We start from the raw sequence: 19,577 nt of genomic DNA on the forward strand, positions 1-19,577 counted from the left end.
CGTACACTGCAGGATGAAATGCGTGAGCTAGGTATCACAGAAAATTAAATTTTCCAAATGCAAATGATTGAAGTTGAACCCCAGAAGAATAATAAAACTAGACGATGATACATTGGCAGCTGCTACTATAGGGGCTGTCTTTTTTGTCGAAATTTGAATGTGAGAATAGATGGTTATGTTGGAAAATTAATAGTATCATAGTCATAGCAAGTTGATGGTCATATATAACCAAGGGGAGAGATTCGATGAAGAAAAAGGGTATTATCTCATTATTATCTGTAGGACTATTAGCTTCTTCATTATCAGTAGGTACAGCTCAAGCGGATAGCAATACTTACGAGGCTTCAAAGAAAGCAATTGAAGGTCAATTAGAGACTAATAAACTGCTCAATCATAACGTAATTAGTCCTAGTGTACTTAATGATTTTAAAGAGAAAACTTTGAACTCATTAAAAACTCCGAAGTCTTTTTCAGCAAAAAAATCAAATGCTTCCAGTATTAGTGGTAGTAGTGGGTCGCCAATGTATGAGAGTGAGCCCAATGATGATTTCAAAATAGCAGACACATTACTAAATGACAGAATGACATTTGGACAGTTTAACGATACTTTCGATATAGATTTTTATAAGGTATATGTATCTGGAAAAGGTACCCTATTAGTAGGTGGGGTAACAGATACTCCTTCCGATATTGATTTATTATTTGTGGCAACCGAATATGATTACCAAGATCATGGATATTTAGAATACTTAGATTCTGAATATGATGATGGGGTAGAAGTCCAAGAATATAAAGTTAATAAAGCAGGCACATATTACATACCTGTTCTAGATTTAAATAGTAGTGAAACTGGTGATGTGTATGGAATCTCAACTTTCTTTCAAGCTGATGCTAAAGACACAGTTGCACCAAATAAACCTACTGTCAACAAGGTAGACAATAACGATAAAGTTGTAACAGGTAAGGCAGAAGCAGGTTCAACTGTCACTGTTAATGTAGGGAAAAATCGAATTGGATATGCGAAGGCAAGTTCAAATGGTTCCTTCTCGGTTAGTATTCCTGTTCAAAAGGCAGGAACTACACTGAATGTGACCGCTAAAGACAGTTCGGGTAATGTGAGTAAACTTACGTATGTAACTATTGTAAAGTCAGATGTTACTCCCCCTAACAAACCAACAGTTAATAAAGTAGATGATAATGATAAGGTTGTAACTGGTAAAGCTGAAGCTAATTCCACTGTTACAGTTAATGTAGGGAAAAATCGAATTGGGTATGCAAAAGCAAATTCGAAGGGAGTATTCTCTGTTAGTATCCCGGTACAGAAAAAGGGTACTATACTTAATGTAACTGCTAAGGATGCTTCGAATAATGTGAGAAAACTTACGTATGTGACCGTTGTAAAGCATTAAAAAGAAGTCATTTTATTTCTTTCAAGGGCACCCATTCTAGGGTTGCTCTTTCTTTTTAATATTAAAATAGAATTATAAAAATAGTAGAAGGTATTAGCAGTTGTCTTCATTGCTAATAATAAGGTGAATCAATATGAGTTTATCAAAAACAATAAGAGATATAACACATTATCTTTATTGGTATTTAAAACGGGCTAACCAAGCTAAAGCAACTATAGGAGAGGAAACGATAACAGACTTACTTTCTATAGAATTAAAGACAATTCTTCCACCCGTGAGTGGCATGAGCACAAGCTATGTTCAATGTAATAAGAATACGGAGAAAAAGACGGGATCTGATTTTTTGTGGTATATTTATTCTACTAAAACCAGAAAATATGTTGGCCTTTATGTACAAGCTAAGAAGTCTCCGCATGATAATGGAAAGTGCGATTTATCACACAATTATAAAAATGCAGTAACTATTGGAAGTTCAGGTTCAAGTAAAAGACAGGTCGATAATCTGATATATAAGGCTGATAAGGCTAAAGCAATACCACTTTATTGTGTTTACAACTATTTAGACGGTTCTTATATGGATAGTACTAATCAACTCCCTTACTTAAGCACACGGAGATGGCCCACAAATCTTTCGGAGCCTGAAGAATTTAGTTTTACGTACGTGAATGCAAAACATGTGCAAACCCTTTTAAATAAAAAAAAGGGCACTCAGAGTAGAAGAACTTTTGATTTTGAGGAAATTGAAGAAATGCCTTTTTATTCGTTGTTTAGTAATCAACACCCAATGCATACTAATAGAACTATTACAGAAACAATAATTGAAAATGCTATGATTATGTCTGAAGAACAGGATAAAAATCGATACATTTTAGATAGCTTACCTGATTATATTCAAGAATTGATGGAACGTGGTCAAGAATATGCACAGAATGTAGATAACTCAATCAAAAAGCTATTACCTGCACATATACTTGTTACTGAAACTGATCAAGAGATTAGTGAAGAGATTAGTGAAAAAGAATCGGAAGAAGAGACGGATCTGGCCTACTATTTGAAATACTTGTTGAATTGTGATTCAAATTATTCGTTGAAGTATTTTACGAAGTATTTGTAGAGATAGATTCCGAATTATAAATGAAGATAATTAGCGTATTGATTTGTCTTTTACTAACATGCGATAGGCTATAAAAAGGTGGGTGTTTTGTATGGACTTTGAAACGTACTTAACTGAAGTATATACTAGTAAGCGGACTAAATTGCATTTAAAAAAAATCTCCGCTAAACAGTATAATAATAGGCTTGAAAATATGAAAAAAAAAGGTATCTATAATAACGAAAAAATAATTAGTGAAGATATTAAAAACAGGATTAGCTTACATTATGTTAATCGTAGAAATGAGTATGTAGATACAATAAGATATTACATAGAGTACATGAATTACTTGGAAACCCTAACTCAGAAATGAGTAGGGTTTATCTTATTTCTTTTTCTAGTTTACATAACTCGTATTATATGATTTAGAGGATTTAATTCCTTATACAGCATTCAAAGAACTTCAATTGAAGTAGGCAAATAAAAAAGACCTTGAGATAACTCAGGTCTTTTTCATCTTTTTTGTAAGGTAGATGTGTTTGAAAACAAACTTGCTCACACTAAAAGCAAGAATCGAATTTTCATCTTTACTGTAAGATAAATGTAATGGTTGCAAACCAACTTATTGGCGTTAAATGCAAGTATTGATTTTTCATCTTTACTATAAGATATTTTATTTATTATATACATTATAAAACACATATAAGTTATATACAAATTTCTACCATTATTTTTTTATTCTGTCTCAATATAATTAGTATACTTAACTAACTGAGATAAAAAAAGAGCGACCTAAGCCGCCCAAACGATTTCATTCTACCTATACACTTAACGTGCTCATGTTTTATTGTATCATAAGTGCCTCTTTTTCTTAAAATAATTTGGTTCCTATAATATATCTTATGTAAACTAGAAAAAGAAATAAGGCAAACCCTACTCATTTCTGAGTTAGGTTTGTAATTTTTATTTATACATGTAACTGCTGATTAACCAATCTCTTTACTCTCTCATAAGCTTTGACCTCACCTTGGTAAAAACAAGCACTGTTCCAGTCTTCTCTTTTCTCCGCATCCTTTCTCCACGCATCAGATTGTTCTAGTAACTTATCAATGTATTCAATAAATTTCTTTCGCTCCATTCAATCACCTTCTTTTATCAAATTTGGAAATATTTTTAAGTTATTTGATAAGTAATATTTCTAGAATTTAGTGAGAATACCTGTTGAAATTTGATATAATCTCCAGGACTTTTAGGAATAAAAGAAATGACCTCCAGTAATGAAAGTCATTTCTTTTATTCTATTACCTGTTTATGCTCATTTTGATGGGTTATTTTAATTCTTTTTGATTTTAAAAACATTACTTATGTTAATTTAAAGAAAAATAAAAAAAGCTGCCAATACAGCTAGGCAGCCCTTCCTTAAATATCCCTAATTATTCTCTTTGCTATAAACCATAGAGGAGATATACTTATTTCTTTTGCTTGTTTGTTGATTTCTCATTATTCTTCCCTTTTTCAGAAGTAGTAATATCCGTATCTTCAACATGACTTTCTGGTTTCTGATTGTTTACTGAGGCTGTGACCTCTTCAATCTCTTTGATAACAGGAGAAGTTGTCACTTTAAGTTGAGCTTCTTGTTTCTTATCGGCTGAAAGTTTAACTTTTTCCTCCTTTGAAGCATCAGAAGCAATTGCAGCTGCAACTTCTTGGTAACTTTGATCTACGTGATTATCCATGTTTTGATAGATTTCAGAGTCAGCAAGTTCAGGAATCGCGGGGAGTTCTGACTGTTCAATTTTTGCTTCTTCCTTTAGAACAGTATCCTTCATCTCTTTAATCTCTTGAATTTTACGCTTACCAATGATGACTTCTTCCACAACTACAGGCCTCTTGGTTACTTCAACTCGCTCCTCCATAATAGGAATACGAATGATCTCGTTCTCTGTCAATGGGCTACCATCATACTGACCGTCTATGACCGGGCGGCGTTCTACGTAGACTTCCTCACGCATAACTGGAACCTGGATAGTTCGTAGTTCTTCTACAATTTCCTTACGAAGTTGTATTTCCCCAGTCTGAACTCGCTCTTTCCTTACATTAAGTTGCTCTTCACGAAGTAGCACTGACCTATGCCCCTTTGTCTCGTATGGAGACTCCCTAACCGTAGTATATGAAGGAATTGTTTGAGTTTCATCCACATCAATTAGGACAAGGATTTTCCCTTCCTTTACATCCATTTCACACTGTTTTGCAGTAAAGTTTTGAATCCCCATTCTAACAAGTTTTGAAGTTAGGCCACCAGCTTGGGTAGTAGAAATCATTCCACCTGTCATCATGGTAAGAAAGCTGTCCATCATCACACCTGCCAACGAACTTACAGCTGGTGTTCCAGCTTCTATCATTACATTCGTCTCAGTCCCTAACTGTAAAGTATTATTGCTATCCTTTGCTACTACTAATATGTCTGTTTCACGATAACCCTGATGTTTTAACCCCTTAATTGCATGTATCGCTTCTTGCTCCGAATAAAAAGTCCCTGCAACTCGTTTTCTTGTTCCCATTTTCCCATCCCCTTAAATTTTAATTAAACGAAAACTTCTTTTCACATTTAATTCCATCCTTATTGTGTATATCATGTACCCAGTGGGTTTCTATTTAAAACTTAATACGGATGACTATGTAAATGACCCCTAAATTATAAAATGTAGAAAGATGAAGTAGAGGCAATATCCATATTCGGGAAAACTTTAGAGTTTTTATTGAAAAAGAACGTTCGTTCGTATATAATATGAAAAAGGAAAAACCTCATATTTTTCCTTAATTGAAACATATAGGATATTTAATACAGAGATAATTTACAATTAGTTTTCATGGGGGAGAAAAAGCGATGAATTCTACATACCATCATTTAAAAGATACAAAAAAAGAAGAAGGGCAAAAAGAATTACTTGAGAGAAACCTAGAAGCTCATAGAAGTAGAAGATGGGTAACCAACTCTATTTACGCTATGTCACTACTTGGAGTCGTACTTTGTTTCTATTTTCATGTACCAAAGGCTGCAATTATTACTCTAATCCTATTTTTAATATGTGCAACTAGCGAAATACTGTATAGAGCGTTAGATAAAAAGATAGAATTACGGTTAAAACGGATTAAACAGGAGAAAAGAAAGATCATATTTAAAGGAAATAAATCCTAACAGCTTTTCTATAAATTCCTTTCTGCTATACAGATTTGAAATTATTTTTCACATGTGAACGAAGAAGAAAGAGTTAGCTTCATTATAGAATGAAGTAAAAAAGCAGTCCTTTAACTATTCAAAGACTGCTTTCTTACTATATAGAAGAGAAAGAGTAGCAAAAAATCATCCTTGATAAAGTTTACGACTATGCTGAATTTCCGAATAAAGTTAGTGTNAAAAAAAGAAAAACTCCCTTAACGCACTAGGGGAGTTTTTCTTTTTTAAAATATCCAATATCTTCCATTTAAACTCATCAAAAAAGAGGTGTTCACTATGTTGAAGCCCGTTAACTATTCTACTTAATATATGAGTAGGCTACGAAATGTTTATATACCTGTAAATGGGCGATTTACCATATAAGAACATTAATACTTAATTGGAAGGAGAATGAAAAATGAACAATAATACTGAAACCGTTGAAAATAAAGTAGAGGATAAACTAAATGAAATGAGTCAAGAGAAGAAAGACAACATCCTTTCTAGTTTTAACGAATTTAAAAGTTACTTAGGAGATAAAGTCACAAAAGGTGAGAAACTAGGGTTAAATGATAATCAATTAGCTCTAGCAGCTAAAAAAATAGCTGATTATCTCGCAACACATGAGGAGCCACAAAATGAAGAGCAATACTTGTTACATGAGTTATGGAAAGTTGGAAATGAGGAAGAACAACATCATCTTGCTCATATGCTTGTTAAATTAGTTAAAGAATAAGCTAAATCCCTAATAAATTGTTATTTGCCATTATTTATTAGGGATTCAAGTGTATTCAATTAACGTAGCAAAGAGCCACTTGCGTAAAACAATTGGTTCTTTATATTCGTTATGTGTTAGGTAATATCTTTGCAGAAGTAAGAATAAGCCGAGATTGAAATATGGTATCTGCAACCCCTTTTATTGACAACTTATTAAGAATGTATAACTAAAGAAAAGAAATAAAGATCGGTTATTTTCTTCCCTCTTTATTCATTTTCTTTAGAATCTTCCTGGTAATGTTCATTTAAGTATGGGTTCTCTGTCGTAGCAAAATTAACAGATTGAAGGCTAGTTTCAGGATCCATTCCATAATAGCCTTTTAGTTCCGCATTTTCTAGCTCGCCACTTCTGAATTGTGGTTCTTTTTTCTCTTTCATGCTGCACCTCTTTTTTCTTATAAATAAAGCTTAGAGAAATATGGTATTAGTTATTCGGTTCTATTTGGAGATGGAAGAAAAGAATATGAAAATTCCATATCCTTCCTTTATGACTTTTTATTTTTCTTCTAAATCAAGGACTGGAACCATACGGTCTTCATCATGTGTTCCTCTCGCATGAACGGTAGCCATACTTGATGTTTCATCTACACTTTTAATCCAAATAGGAACTCCGTGGTAATGAACATCAATTTCCTTGGGTGAAGAAAGAATTTGCTTAGCTCGATCTATTTCCATATTATCACCTCATTTTTTAGTATGTCCCTGCAATGCATCAATTAAAAGATAAAGCTATATTTCCCCAACAATAATTTGACTACACGCTACAACTCATTCCCTCAAAAATTAATCTATCCTTTAACCTTACAAAAATCGAACATCAATGGGTTTGCTTAACCTCATTTTATTCTTTAATTCGAATACGTATAAATACGAAAAATGAGCACATACTGTACCTAATCAGATTCCTCCTTTTGCTGACAAATCGTTTCTCCTTTAATATGTTAAGTTTACAAAAAACATCTGTCTTCACAGGTGTTTTTTATTTTGAGAAAATATATTAATTTGTATACAAACTAAGTTTTATTTTACTTCTAGTAGGGGAATAAAATAGTAAATTAAATTGGAGAGGATGAGGGGGTTATGATAGAGATGGAGGTAAAGAACCTTCAAAGGTCAGAAGCTAAATTTAGAAAGGCTGAATCAGAATACTTAAATAAGGCAATCGAAGAGTATTTCGTTCGTCGTACATACCATAATGCACCAGTAGTTGATGCACTTCGATATGTACTAACGATTGATAATAAAAGGGAACATTTAGAAAGTGCCGTTGAACTTTTTGGAGATAATATCAAAGAAGTAAATAACCAAGATATTATAAACTATTTAAATCAATGTAGATGTTATAAGGAAATAAGAGATATAGTCTAAATTTGATGCTATCTTATGAAAAAATTTATTGTTCATAAATAACCAAAAGGGGATTGGAGATATGAACTATAAACAAAGGGATTATTATATTAGCGCAAAAGAAAATGAATATTATAAAGTACTAAATGTAGTCGATTATATGTTAGAGGAAGCAAAAAGCAACAATAAATATCCTATATGGGGTGAAAAGCTAAGAACTGAGTTAAAAGAAAGTGCTGGCAACAATCTTACTCCATGGCATTTTAATACAATAATATCCGTACTTTTAGATTACGTACCTGATGAAGTAAAGAATAAACCTAATGCTAAGTCACTCTAAGCGGGTGGCTTTTTATGATGTGCATAATATGTAAGTTAAAACATGTGGTGAATAGCAAAAAGAAAGGTGAAATAGTAATATGAGTGATACTGAGATTGTGGGTTTGAGTCAATAACCCGGAGTCATTCTCTCAAAAATAAGTGTAAGGACTTAATTACAAGGTTTCCATAAAATTATACTTAAATGATTCTTGCGTGAAAGGAAATTTACTGTTATATTAAATTCAATTAAATATTTTCTTATTTCAATATTTTTTGAAGTGAGGATAGAGGCGCAAAGATCATAAGTATACAATTTGAGGAGAATGAGATCCAATGACAATTGTGGAAAGGGGTATTTGCCGAAGCCGAAAGAATCTCATGTTCTTGAAGCTGGTTCTGCTGTTGAATAAATACAGAACTGTCATATGGGAAACTGTATGGAGGGCTATCTTACGCACGGAAACTATTTTTGATAAATATTGTTTCTACTGCAGCAACGAATCCCTCGTTGCTGCTTTTTTGCGTTTCTTATGAATGGCCCTAGCCCCTCTAATTTTTAAAAATTTATAAAGGGTGTGTAGTTATGAATTTTGGCCAAGTATTAACAGCAATGGTTACCCCGTTTGATCAGAATGGCGAAATTGATTTTAACGCGACGAAAATGTTAGTTGAGCATTTAATTACAAATGGCACAGATAGCTTAGTTGTAGCTGGTACAACTGGAGAGTCTCCAACATTAACCACAGAAGAAAAAATTAAATTATTCCAATGTGTGGTAGAAGCTGCTGGGGGAAGAGTCCACGTCATCGCTGGAACTGGCTCAAACAACACGCAAGCTTCGATTAGCTTAACGAAACTTGCAGAGGAAACAGGAGTCGATGGTATTATGCTCGTTGCTCCATACTATAATAAGCCGTCTCAAGAAGGCTTGTACCAGCACTTTAAAACGATTGCCCAGTCAACCTCTTTACCAGTTATGCTTTACAATATCCCAGGGCGAAGCGTAGTTAACATTTCTGTTGAAACAATTGTTCGTCTATCAGAGATTCCTAATGTTGTATCAATTAAGGAAGCAAGTGGCAACTTGGATGCCATGGCAGAGATTATTAGCAAAACACCTAGCGACTTTACACTATACAGCGGCGATGATGGGTTAACAATACCAGTATTAGCAATTGGCGGGGCAGGAGTTATTTCAGTTGCTTCCCATATCATTGGCAATGATATGCAAGAAATGATTAATGCCTTCAAAAATGGCGATGTCCAAAAAGCTGCTGCTACACATCGCAATCTGCTTCCAATTATGAGAGCATTATTTATTGCGCCAAGTCCTTCACCAGTAAAAGCTGCATTAAATCTAAATGGAATACAAGTTGGCGGTGTTCGTTTGCCAATGGTTCCTTTAAGCAATAAAGAGCAAAGTGCGCTAGAAGAAGTTCTGCAAACTAGCGGCATTAACGTTACCTGTTGAAATAAATAAAAACAGATTAGAAGAGAGAGCATAGCTAAAACGACCGATTCAATCGATGCATTAAGGCAAGATTGGTGCACAAAGCTCAAGATGGATGAATCATCCTTTAGCTAACTCCTAAAAATAGAAAAACTCCCTTAACGCATTGGGGGAGTTTTTCTGTTTTTTCTATGTATGTATACTATATACATCTTCAGTTGCCATACAGAGGGAGACCTATTTCACTATATGTTCGTTCTTCTGTCGGTATTGGTGCAAAAACTTATATCTTAGTCAACACGATTCCGCATAAAGTAAGAATAATTCCTATTAATTGATATTTTTTAAGTCTTTCTTTAAAGATAATTAAGCTCCCAATTAAAACAACAATACAATTTAAACTAATGATTGGATAAACCACGCTGGATGGACCTTCCTTTAGGGCGAATAAATAACAGCTGTAACCAATCGTACTTAATATACCAACTAGTATACCTATCTTTATTTCAATTTTATGTGCAGTTAATTGTTTAAATTCTTTCCGAGCTAATAAACTTAAATAGACAGCTCCTCCACCATACATTGAAACAAGCATTTCACCCATGCTAAAGTGCTGATACGTGCTGAATTTCATAATAACACCAACTGTGCCGATAGATAGAAGAGCTAAACAGCAGCTCAAAATCCATAATTTATACTCTATGTGTGCCGTTTTGTTTGGTTGATACTGAATAATACAAGCTGCCAATATAATAATGACGATACCAATCCAATTTGTTAAAGGAATGGATTGAGGAAATAATAAGGATGTAGCTATAACAACAATGACTGTATTCATCGCAATAATGGTAGATGTAATACTCGCAGGTCCTTTCTCAAAGGCTTTCGACATTTGGATATTGCCATTGGCATTTAATATACCGATTAGTGCCCCCGTTAAAATAGGTAAAATGTGAAATTCAAAACTTCCTTTAATAAGAGTAAATAATAAGAGGATAAAAAAAGAAATCCAATAAAAGAAAAGTTGAATACACACTTTAGATAAATGTTGAAGAGCACCCCATTTAAATAAAGTATTATTTACTCCGAAGCATACAGCTGTCCCTAAAGCAGATATAAACCATAACATAGTGTGTAATTCCTTCCTAGTAGTTTTTATACTACTAAATTATACAATTTATATAATAGTTTTAATATTTCAATTTAATGAAAAATAGCTTCGAATAACTCTTTTGTAAAAGTATAAAGATGAGAAGTATAAATTTATTACGAACCAACGGATTGTGCTCTTTTATTAAAACCTCGTTTCCTATTATTCTTACACCTTTTTACTGTCCAATAAAATGCGATGAATTTTTCAAATCCATTCACCATTTTCTTCTCATTAAAACCTAAAGCTTTGTATCCTAAAACTCAAATGGACGTTTTAGAAGATGAGGTGCGGGAATCAAGTGAAGTAAGACCATGATTAAATAAAGGAGGAGTTGCTATGAATATAACAGAAGTGATGACTTCTAATGTTGAGACAGGTAACCTTAAAAGTTCATGTGGTGAGGTAGCTAATATGATGAAGAATGTAGATGTAGGAGTTATTCCAATTTGTGAAAATGATAAACTAATAGGCCTAATAACGGATCGTGATTTAGTCGTCAAGGGATTAGCTAATAATTTTAATACGAATACACAAATATCTGAAATGATTACCACTGATGTCATTACTGGTACAAAATGCATGTCTGTAGAGCAGGCTTCAGATCTTATGTCTCAGCATCAAATACGCAGACTTCCTATTGTAGAAGGTGGAAAACTCATTGGAATGGTTTCTCTGGGAGATTTAGCGGTAAGTAATACTTCAAATAAAGAAACAGGAAAAGTTCTTGAGAATATTTCAGCTCCTGCTGAGCTTAATAAATAAAAAAAACTCTTTTTGTACTTCATCTTATAGATAAGAGCAAGCTAATAAAAATTAGCTTGCTCTTAGTTTATATATAACAACACATGGCTATTACAGCTTTTAAAGATCTTGTATTCAATAGCTCCAGCAGTTTATGGCTTTCTATAGAATTAGCCAAGTTTAAACCCATTTTCGTCCTGGATTTTTTTATCATTCATTTTTTATATCCACAAAAAGTTGCCCGTTTAAAAAACTACAATATAAAATACGTTTCACGTCTTTGTATCCTCTTTGTTTCAATTCGTTGAAAAGCCAAGAAGAGTTTTTATTTATTAGATTTAAATGCTTTTCTTGAATGATCCCATCAATAACAAGGGGAAGTAAAAATACAGATCCTGATTTATCTTTGCTTTCTGGTTTTTTAAATACAGATAATGTACCCGAAGGCTCTAATATCGCATAATCCACCTCACGGATATCTCCTATATTTTTATCCCGAAGCTGTAAAAGCAAGTCGTCCAAATTATAACGTGATTTCCTCATTTGCTTTTCATCAATCTTTCCTTGTTTTATTACAATAATAGGTTGCCCATCTAGTACTCTGCGTAACTTTTGACTTTTTAATTGGATATATGTAAGGCCTATTTGGATAACTGTTAATATAAGAATAGGTACAAGTTGATAAAGTAAAGAACCTCCCGTATCCTCAATTGCAACAACTCCAAGTTCACTTATCATAAGCACAACAACAAGGTCAATGACATTTAGCTGATTTATGCCTCGTTGGCCGATAAAACGAAAAATAATAATAATAACAACATATAATAATATTGTACGCCAGCTTACTTCGATGATTTCCACTTTACGCTCTCCTTTCATTAGAATCTTTTTCTCTCTTGGAACAGGGATGAATGTAATATATAGATTTATACACTTAGCTGATTCTCTAGGATGTTTATTTCTTTATGTTAAAAATTAAATGAGTAACGTACAAAGTGTTTAAAGTGTTATTCATGGCACTAGATTTTTAACAGAAGCATTATATAAACAATTAACTGGGGAGAACCTTCATTATGTTAACTTTGTTTTGTATATCATATGCATTAAAAAAGATGCCGTTTAGGCATCTTGAATAGTTTGCTCAAGGTATTAGTATTTATACATTTAGCTGTCTAATACCGCAGCCATATTTATACTCTCATATATATGTGCTAAAATAACCAGTGAACCAATCCCTCTAAAAATTAGAGGGATGTACAGTTGATATATTAAAGGCAAATCGTATGTCACTTGTAGAAGAAGTTGTTTTCCAAATCGAATCCTTAAATGAATATAGAGTATATGGGAAAATAGAAGACAGATCCTTTCTGAAACGAATTTAATGCAACAATTTGAAGTGAACCGAAATGCATTGAGAGAGGCTATACAATCTGTCGTACATACTGACCGACTACAAACAAAGCAGGGAAAAGCTTATGAAAAAGCTGACATCCAGCTGCATAAAACAATGTTAGAAGCATCACATAAATCATATGTTAATTGATTTATATAACCATAGGATAGATTTTTTACATACATCTGGTCATCAAATAGTTGAAGTAAGTTCTCATACCGATTTTAATTGAACCTACTTTGTAAACTTGTGGATGCTACCATGGCAATCTGCACAGTAAATGAATATATTACTTAATTTTAAAAACTTTAAGATTATATACGGAGGGTCTATAACTACCATGGGTATCCCACACACAACAAATCAACTAGAACAGCCAAAACTAAATATAAATCCTAAAATAGGATTACTGATTATAGGCATTATCCTAATTGGAGCTAATCTCAGAGCCCCTTTAACATCTGTGGGCCCACTGGTAGCTTCTATTCGTAACAGTTTAGGAATATCTAATACTTTAGCAGGAACAATAACTACAGTGCCTTTACTAGCTTTTGCATTCCTATCTCCTTTTGCTCCCAAGTTAGCTCGGCGTTTTGGCATGGAGTTTACGCTATTTATTTCTTTAATCTTATTAACAATCGGAATTGGAATACGCTCTTTTGGTGGAGTAGAAACATTATTTGTAGGAACGATCTTAATTGGTTTATCTATTGCTATTGGAAATGTATTGTTACCTAGTCTAATTAAACATAACTTTGCACAAAAGATAGGCATGATGACAGGAATTTATGCAGTTTCTATGAATTTATGCGGCGCTATTGGGTCTGGTATAAGTATTCCCATTTCTTCAGTATCAGGTTTAGGATGGACCGGAGCCCTTGGATGTTGGGGGATTTTATCTCTTCTTACCATTTTCATTTGGCTACCACAATTGCGAAATCGACATAAGTCTACGAAGTCTCAACAAACAGTGCAAAAGGTTGAATCTATTAACTTATGGCGTTCTAGATTAGCATGGAATGTCACATTGTTTATGGGATTTCAATCCTTTATCTTCTATACAGTTATTACATGGATGCCGGAAATTCTTGAACAAAAAGGATTGAATACTCAGGACGCTGGCTGGATGTTATCGTTAATGCAGCTTGCTGTACTTCCTATTACGTTCCTCGTTCCTATTTTAGCCGACCGTTTGCAAGATCAGCGTTTATTAGTAGTCATTCCAGCTGTTTTGCTTATTGGAGGATTATTCGGTATCTTGTACGGAAATACACTCCTTATCCCATTGTGGATTATTATGGTTGGAATTGGAGTCGGGTTTGTATTTAGTTTGGCAATGATGTTCTTTAGCTTACGCACACAAAGTACTAACGAGGCAGCAGAATTATCCGGTATGGCTCAATCATTCGGTTATCTTTTATCTGCTGTAGGGCCTGTGTTATTTGGAGGGCTACACGACATTACACACAGCTGGACTATCCCTTTATTGATGCTAGTTTTAGTTTCAATCTTTATTTTTATCGCCGGTATGGGAGCAGGGAAGAATGAATATGTGACTTCTAAATAATAAAGAGGTATAAAAGCCCTTTAGAACTGAGGTTTTAAAGGGCTTTTATACTTGGTATTATTTGACGGCTTCTTTTTCTACCAATCATCCGCATTATATAAACTGACTTTGTATGTGCTATACATACTTTAGTGGTGAATGTTTTTACTAAATTTTCTTTTCACAGATTCAGCTATAGATATAATTAGTAGGGAGATAAGTGATGAGATAAAAGCAGTAAAGCTAATTGTTCCTACTCTCATCCCAATCCAGCCTCCGATAAGGAAACTTACGATAACAACGCCAACACTAACCACTCCTACAATTAGAGGTGTTATATATTTAATAGTAGGTTTTTTTCTGCTGAGTGCATATGAAAGTGCAATTAAACCAGCAATTATAATTGTAGAAACTATCTGTAAGTCACCCATTATTAACAGCCTTTAAATTCAAGATATCCATACTAGTATATTCTCCTAATAAAGTATCAAATAACACCTTGCTCAATCATAGCATCAGCAACTTTTATAAATCCGGCAATGTTTGCACCTACGACAAGATTACCAGGAGCGTTGTATTCTTGAGCAGCTTTCTTGCTATTTTGGTATATGCTTTTCATAATCACATGTAATTTGCTATCGACTTCTTCAAAAGTCCAAGAAAGCCTAGTGCTATTTTGAGCCATTTCTAATGCTGATACAGAAACACCACCAGCATTTGCTGCTTTAGCAGGGGCAAATAAAATATTGTTCTCTAAGAAAATCTCGACAGCTTCTAATGTAGATGGCATATTTGCACCTTCACCAATTGCTTTTACTCCATTGGAAACTAATAATTCTGCAGAGTTTTGATCGATTTCATTTTGAGTAGCACATGGTAAAGCAATATCACATGGTACTGTCCAAATCCCATTACAACTTTCCACGTAAACCGCTTCGGGATGATCATTTACATAAGTACTTATGCGTTTCTTTTCTACTTCCTTAATCCGTTTAACTGTTTCTAAGTTAAGACCATCTTCGTCATAGATATAACCATTCGAATCGCTGCACGCGACCACTTTAGCCCCTAGCTGCATTGCTTTTTCAATTGCATAAATTGAGACATTTCCTGACCCTGACACAACAACTGTACTGCCTTTAAAGCTGAGATTATTATCTTTTAACATTTCTTCAACAAAGTAAACTGTTCCATATCCAGTTGCTTCTTTACGAGCTAAACTTCCACCGTAACTAAGGCCTTTTCCTGTTAGAACGCCTGCTTCAAAGGTGCTACGCATTTTTTTATATTGCCCAAACAAAAAGCCAATTTCTTTACTTCCTACACCAATGTCACCTGCAGGAACATCCGTATCAGGTCCGATATATTTGCTAAGTTCTAGCATAAAGCTTTGACAAAAACGCATTATTTCTCCATCTGATTTTCCTTTAGGATCAAAATCAGCACCGCCTTTACCGCCACCAATTGGTTGACCAGTTAGAGAGTTTTTAAAAATTTGCTCAAATCCTAAAAATTTAATAATACTTGCGTTGACAGATGGGTGAAATCTTAATCCGCCTTTATATGGACCAATTGCGCTACTATATTGGACGCGAAACCCTCGATTAACTCTAACATTTCCCATATCATCGACCCAAGATACACGAAAAGAGATGACTCTCTCAGGTTCAACGATTCTCTCCAGAATAGCTTGGTTAATATACTGAGGGTTTTTAATAAGAACAGGTATTAAAGAATCGAATACTTCTTTGACTGCCTGATGAAACTCACTTTCACTTGAATTTCGTTTTTTTACTGTTTCAAATACTTGATTAACATAATTCTGCACGCTTTCTGTATTCGTCGATTGATTTTTTTCAATTGTTATCATACTTATCCGTCTCCTATTTATCGATTTATAATGAAAATTTAAAAAATTCGTCGTAATTTTTTAGGGTTGTTAGTATAAAATATTTTATAATTGAAATAATGATCGAATCAATATAAAGAAACGATAATATCAATGCGTTTTATGCATTAACTAATAAGGAGGATATAAAATGGACTTTAGACAAATCCGTTATTTTATGGAGGTTGCTACACGCGAACACGTAACTGAAGCCGCCCATTCTTTACATGTAGCACAATCCTCGGTAAGTCGACAAATAGTAAATTTAGAAAATGAATTAGAAGTTGACTTGTTTATCAGAGAAGGAAGGAGGGTACATTTAACGCCAATTGGAAAAATATTTTTTGAACGAATGAAACATGCCATGAATGTGATAGACGATGCGAGACGTGAGGTTAAGGAATATTTAGATCCTGAAAAAGGAACAATACGCATTACTTTTCCGATAAGTTTAGCAGCGTATACATTACCAACTGTAATCTATGCATTTAGATTGCGCTATCCGGAAGCAAAATTTCAGTTAAAACAAGCGCTTTACCAGAAATTAATTGAAGGTGTGATTAAAGGAGATTTTAATCTTGGTCTGATAGGTCCACTTCCTCTCAAAGAAAAAAAACTTGAACAAAAAGTTTTATTTACGGAAAATATTGTGGCTCTTTTGCCAATTCACCACCGCCTTGCAAAAGAATCCTCCGTAAAACTTCAAGAACTAGTAGACGAACCGTTTGTTTTATTACCTGAGGGTTTTGTCTTTCGAGATATTGTTGTGAATGCTTGTCAGAATCTTGGCTTCACACCAAATGTTGCCTTTGAGGGGGATGATATCGATGCGTTGAAAGGGTTAGTTTCTGCTGGTTTAGGTGTAACACTCATGCCGGAAGTCACGCTAGTCGATAGCTTGCCGCGCTCAACAGTTAAAATACCACTGGTTGAACCAAACGTAACAAGGACTGTAGGCGTTATTACGCCAAAAGAACGAGCACTACTTCCAACAGAAAAGTTATTTTATGATTTTCTTCAGGAATTTTTCACTAGATTAGATGATTTTAAGAGCTGATTTATACTCAAGAAAAAGCACGTGATTAGCAAAGAAAAGTAATATATTACATTTTCTGTTACCTAGATCCCTTTTTTTGGAATATAAACAAAAAAGAATCCCTTGAAAACAAGGGATTTAAGAAAGGCTACGATTACGAATTATGCAGCTTTTATACATATGCTTATCTTTATAATAAATCGCTTTTATGAAAAAATATGTTGTAATTTACTTACTAACACACATTTCATATCTAGTTTTATAAAAAGCTGCCTCTCCTGACGCTCCGAGGCAGCTTTTTATCTCTTTAACATGTTAACAATAGCTGTTCAGTCAACGTTACTTTGGTTTGTAGAACAGTTTTTAAATACTTAAGTCTTTTGATTTTTTCTTAAATCTCAAGGGGTTTTTCTTTAAAAAGGGCAAGCATTCCGTCCGGAAAAGTTACTTTCACAGATAGATAACAATACTGAAAATAAAGTTTTCAATATTACATTGACAAGAATGCGAATCCTGCTTACAATTGAAAACGATTATCAACATCAAGTAGGAGGAGACACCGTTATGTTTAAGGGTAAAATTAGTCTGAAAATTAAGTTAACTTTTATGTTTATTTTAATTTTGTCGACATTATTAGTTGGTTGTTCAAACGCTAATAATGAGGAATCAACATCGAAAGACAATCATGATAACATGCTTACGATTGCTTGGCCGAGAGATGTAGGAGAAATGAATCCGCATGTCTACAATCCTTCACAATTATTTGCTCAATCTATGGTATATGAACCGTTAGTAAGCTATCAAGCCGGCGGTAAGATAAAACCAAATCTAGCTAAGTCATGGGAAATCTCTGAGGATGGTAAAGTATACACGTTTCATTTGCGTGAAGGTGTAAAATTTTCCGATGGAACAGATTTTAATGCAGAAATTGTTAAAAAGAATTTTGACACTATTTTGAATAATAAAGAATTACATAGTTGGTTGGGTTTCATTACAAAAATAGCTCAAACAGAAGTAGTGGATAAAAATACTTTTAAATTAACATTGACTGAACCATATTACCCAACAATTCAAGAGCTAGCTGTAGTTCGACCAGTTCGTTTCTTGGGTGAAGCTGGTTTTCCTAAAGATGGTGATACTTCAAAAGGTATCGTTAAACCGATAGGTACAGGGCCATGGATTTTAGAAAAGTATAAAGCAGACGAATATGCTATTTATAAACGAAATGAAAATTATTGGGGAGAGATTCCAAAAGTAGAAAAAATCAAAGTGAAAGTTATTCCAGATGCGGAAACGAGAGTACTCGCATTTGAAAAAGGTGATTTGGACATGATTTATGGAGAAGGAGTTGTCAGTCTAGACACGTTTAAGCAATTAAAGTCTACTGGAAAATATGAAACTAGGGTTTCTGAACCAATTGCCACAAGACAGCTTGTTATGAATACAAAAACAGAACAGCTTTCAGATGAACGTGTAAGACAAGCCCTGCATTATGGTTTTAATAAAGAAGCGTTGGTTAAAGGAGTGACTTCAGGTTTAGAAGAAAAAGCAGACCATATCTTACCTACAAATTTACCTTACACGAAAGATGTTGATGTGAAGTTGGTAAAGTATAATGTAGAAAAAGCAAAGGCACTATTAGACAAAGCAGGATGGAAACCCCCTAAAGGAAAAACAGTTCGTGAAAAAGATGGAAAGTTACTTGAAATTGACCTAATGTATGATTCAGCAGAATCAATTCAAAAAGCAATGGCCGAAACTCTTCAATCTGAATGGGCGGCAATTGGTGTGAAATTAAACATTGAGGGAGTTGAACTACCAGATCAAGTTCAAAGATTTAAAGATAATAAATTTGATATTAATTTCTATAGTAATTTTGGTGCTCCTTATGATCCTCATACATTTTTAAACATTGTCTCATCAAAAGGGTATGGGTTTAATGAAGCTATTTCAGCATATCCAAATAAAGATGAATTAATTAAACAAATGGCGAAGGTTCCTCAAACAACAGATGAAAAAGAGCGCCAACAGCTCTATTCGTCTATTTTAAAGTCAATACAAGACCAAGGAGCTATTATTCCTATTTCGTATATGAAGAAAACAGCCATTTATCAAAAGAATGTAACGAATTTTAATTTCCCTGCTAATCGTGACGAGAATCCATTCACAGGAATTAGCATCAAACAGTAACTAGCAGGAGGTTTTC

At 33.9% G+C, this 19,577-nt stretch carries 20 protein-coding genes and 1 riboswitch; of the genes, 12 read left to right on the top strand and 8 right to left on the bottom strand.

Annotation, left to right across the window (positions count from 1 at the left end):
- The first annotated feature begins 245 nt into the window (after positions 1–245).
- Together ACFX4W_RS13365 and ACFX4W_RS13370 are read left to right on the top strand one after the other, a co-directional pair.
- On the top strand, positions 246–1,409 hold the full coding sequence (locus tag ACFX4W_RS13365) for an Ig-like domain-containing protein (protein ID WP_377559529.1): 1,164 nt from the start codon (positions 246–248) through the stop codon (positions 1,407–1,409).
- Between the two features lie 133 nt (positions 1,410–1,542).
- The gene (locus tag ACFX4W_RS13370) at positions 1,543–2,523 is read left to right on the top strand and encodes a DUF6615 family protein (RefSeq protein ID WP_377559530.1); all 981 of its coding nucleotides are present in this window, start codon (positions 1,543–1,545) and stop codon (positions 2,521–2,523) included.
- A gap of 946 nt (positions 2,524–3,469) precedes the next feature.
- Here the strand turns inward: ACFX4W_RS13370 and ACFX4W_RS13375 are convergent.
- Both ACFX4W_RS13375 and ACFX4W_RS13380 read right to left on the bottom strand, forming a co-directional pair.
- Complete coding sequence (locus tag ACFX4W_RS13375; RefSeq protein WP_165574757.1) at positions 3,470–3,640, bottom strand: hypothetical protein; 171 nt, start codon at positions 3,638–3,640, stop codon at positions 3,470–3,472.
- A 331-nt stretch (positions 3,641–3,971) separates the two neighbouring features.
- Complete coding sequence (locus tag ACFX4W_RS13380) at positions 3,972–5,063, bottom strand: YsnF/AvaK domain-containing protein (protein ID WP_165574756.1); 1,092 nt, start codon at positions 5,061–5,063, stop codon at positions 3,972–3,974.
- 326 nt (positions 5,064–5,389) lie between these two features.
- Between ACFX4W_RS13380 and ACFX4W_RS13385 the strand changes: the two genes are divergently transcribed.
- Both ACFX4W_RS13385 and ACFX4W_RS13390 read left to right on the top strand, forming a co-directional pair.
- A complete protein-coding gene (locus ACFX4W_RS13385; RefSeq protein ID WP_028408938.1) occupies positions 5,390–5,701 on the top strand; it encodes a hypothetical protein in 312 nt (103 codons plus the stop codon).
- Between the two features lie 436 nt (positions 5,702–6,137).
- A complete protein-coding gene (locus ACFX4W_RS13390; RefSeq protein WP_014460657.1) occupies positions 6,138–6,455 on the top strand; it encodes a DUF3243 domain-containing protein in 318 nt (105 codons plus the stop codon).
- Positions 6,456–6,703: 248 nt separating this feature from the next.
- Here the strand turns inward: ACFX4W_RS13390 and ACFX4W_RS13395 are convergent, their stop codons facing one another.
- Positions 6,704–6,874: a hypothetical protein gene (locus tag ACFX4W_RS13395; protein WP_165575304.1), complete on the bottom strand. Its 171-nt coding sequence runs from the start codon at positions 6,872–6,874 to the stop codon at positions 6,704–6,706.
- Positions 6,875–6,991: 117 nt separating this feature from the next.
- The gene (locus ACFX4W_RS13400) at positions 6,992–7,171 is read right to left on the bottom strand and encodes an H-type small acid-soluble spore protein (RefSeq protein ID WP_043981809.1); all 180 of its coding nucleotides are present in this window, start codon (positions 7,169–7,171) and stop codon (positions 6,992–6,994) included.
- A 405-nt stretch (positions 7,172–7,576) separates the two neighbouring features.
- Here ACFX4W_RS13400 and ACFX4W_RS13405 point away from each other — a divergent pair, with 405 nt between their 5' ends.
- The 3 genes from ACFX4W_RS13405 to dapA all read left to right on the top strand — a co-directional run bounded on the left by ACFX4W_RS13405 (position 7,577) and on the right by dapA (position 9,635).
- Positions 7,577–7,864 carry a hypothetical protein gene (locus ACFX4W_RS13405; protein WP_043981810.1) on the top strand — a complete coding sequence of 96 codons (288 nt, stop codon included), beginning with the start codon at positions 7,577–7,579 and terminating at the stop codon, positions 7,862–7,864.
- A gap of 61 nt (positions 7,865–7,925) precedes the next feature.
- On the top strand, positions 7,926–8,183 hold the full coding sequence (locus tag ACFX4W_RS13410) for a hypothetical protein (RefSeq protein ID WP_043981811.1): 258 nt from the start codon (positions 7,926–7,928) through the stop codon (positions 8,181–8,183).
- 258 nt (positions 8,184–8,441) lie between these two features.
- Positions 8,442–8,620, top strand: a riboswitch (Lysine riboswitch).
- A gap of 127 nt (positions 8,621–8,747) precedes the next feature.
- The gene (gene dapA, locus ACFX4W_RS13415) at positions 8,748–9,635 is read left to right on the top strand and encodes a 4-hydroxy-tetrahydrodipicolinate synthase (RefSeq protein WP_280559431.1); all 888 of its coding nucleotides are present in this window, start codon (positions 8,748–8,750) and stop codon (positions 9,633–9,635) included.
- 262 nt (positions 9,636–9,897) lie between these two features.
- Here the strand turns inward: dapA and ACFX4W_RS13420 are convergent, their stop codons facing one another.
- Complete coding sequence (locus tag ACFX4W_RS13420; protein WP_043981813.1) at positions 9,898–10,743, bottom strand: DMT family transporter; 846 nt, start codon at positions 10,741–10,743, stop codon at positions 9,898–9,900.
- 360 nt (positions 10,744–11,103) lie between these two features.
- Between ACFX4W_RS13420 and ACFX4W_RS13425 the strand changes: the two genes are divergently transcribed.
- Complete coding sequence (locus ACFX4W_RS13425) at positions 11,104–11,529, top strand: CBS domain-containing protein (protein ID WP_043981814.1); 426 nt, start codon at positions 11,104–11,106, stop codon at positions 11,527–11,529.
- Positions 11,530–11,718: 189 nt separating this feature from the next.
- Here the strand turns inward: ACFX4W_RS13425 and ACFX4W_RS13430 are convergent, their stop codons facing one another.
- A complete protein-coding gene (locus ACFX4W_RS13430; protein ID WP_043981815.1) occupies positions 11,719–12,369 on the bottom strand; it encodes a DUF421 domain-containing protein in 651 nt (216 codons plus the stop codon).
- Positions 12,370–12,868: 499 nt separating this feature from the next.
- Between ACFX4W_RS13430 and ACFX4W_RS13435 the strand changes: the two genes are divergently transcribed.
- Both ACFX4W_RS13435 and ACFX4W_RS13440 read left to right on the top strand, forming a co-directional pair.
- Positions 12,869–13,051: a hypothetical protein gene (locus ACFX4W_RS13435; protein WP_377560535.1), complete on the top strand. Its 183-nt coding sequence runs from the start codon at positions 12,869–12,871 to the stop codon at positions 13,049–13,051.
- Positions 13,052–13,241: 190 nt separating this feature from the next.
- Positions 13,242–14,468 carry a CynX/NimT family MFS transporter gene (locus ACFX4W_RS13440; RefSeq protein WP_043981816.1) on the top strand — a complete coding sequence of 409 codons (1,227 nt, stop codon included), beginning with the start codon at positions 13,242–13,244 and terminating at the stop codon, positions 14,466–14,468.
- Between the two features lie 128 nt (positions 14,469–14,596).
- Here the strand turns inward: ACFX4W_RS13440 and ACFX4W_RS13445 are convergent, their stop codons facing one another.
- Together ACFX4W_RS13445 and gdhA are read right to left on the bottom strand one after the other, a co-directional pair.
- Positions 14,597–14,878, bottom strand: a complete 282-nt coding sequence (locus ACFX4W_RS13445) for a YesK family protein (RefSeq protein WP_043981817.1) — start codon at positions 14,876–14,878, stop codon at positions 14,597–14,599.
- A gap of 56 nt (positions 14,879–14,934) precedes the next feature.
- Entirely contained in the window at positions 14,935–16,317 is a 1,383-nt protein-coding gene (gdhA, locus tag ACFX4W_RS13450; protein WP_043981818.1) for an NADP-specific glutamate dehydrogenase, read from the bottom strand.
- 169 nt (positions 16,318–16,486) lie between these two features.
- On the opposite strand from gdhA, the gene gltC reads away from it, so the two are divergent.
- Together gltC and nikA are read left to right on the top strand one after the other, a co-directional pair.
- Entirely contained in the window at positions 16,487–17,392 is a 906-nt protein-coding gene (gltC, locus tag ACFX4W_RS13455; protein WP_280559433.1) for a glutamate biosynthesis transcriptional regulator GltC, read from the top strand.
- A gap of 543 nt (positions 17,393–17,935) precedes the next feature.
- Positions 17,936–19,561: a nickel ABC transporter substrate-binding protein gene (gene nikA / locus ACFX4W_RS13460; protein WP_377559536.1), complete on the top strand. Its 1,626-nt coding sequence runs from the start codon at positions 17,936–17,938 to the stop codon at positions 19,559–19,561.
- The last annotated feature ends 16 nt before the right edge of the window (positions 19,562–19,577 follow it).

The sequence above is a fragment of the Priestia sp. YIM B13489 genome, assembly GCF_042787645.1.
GTDB lineage: Bacteria > Bacillota > Bacilli > Bacillales > Bacillaceae_H > Priestia > Priestia megaterium.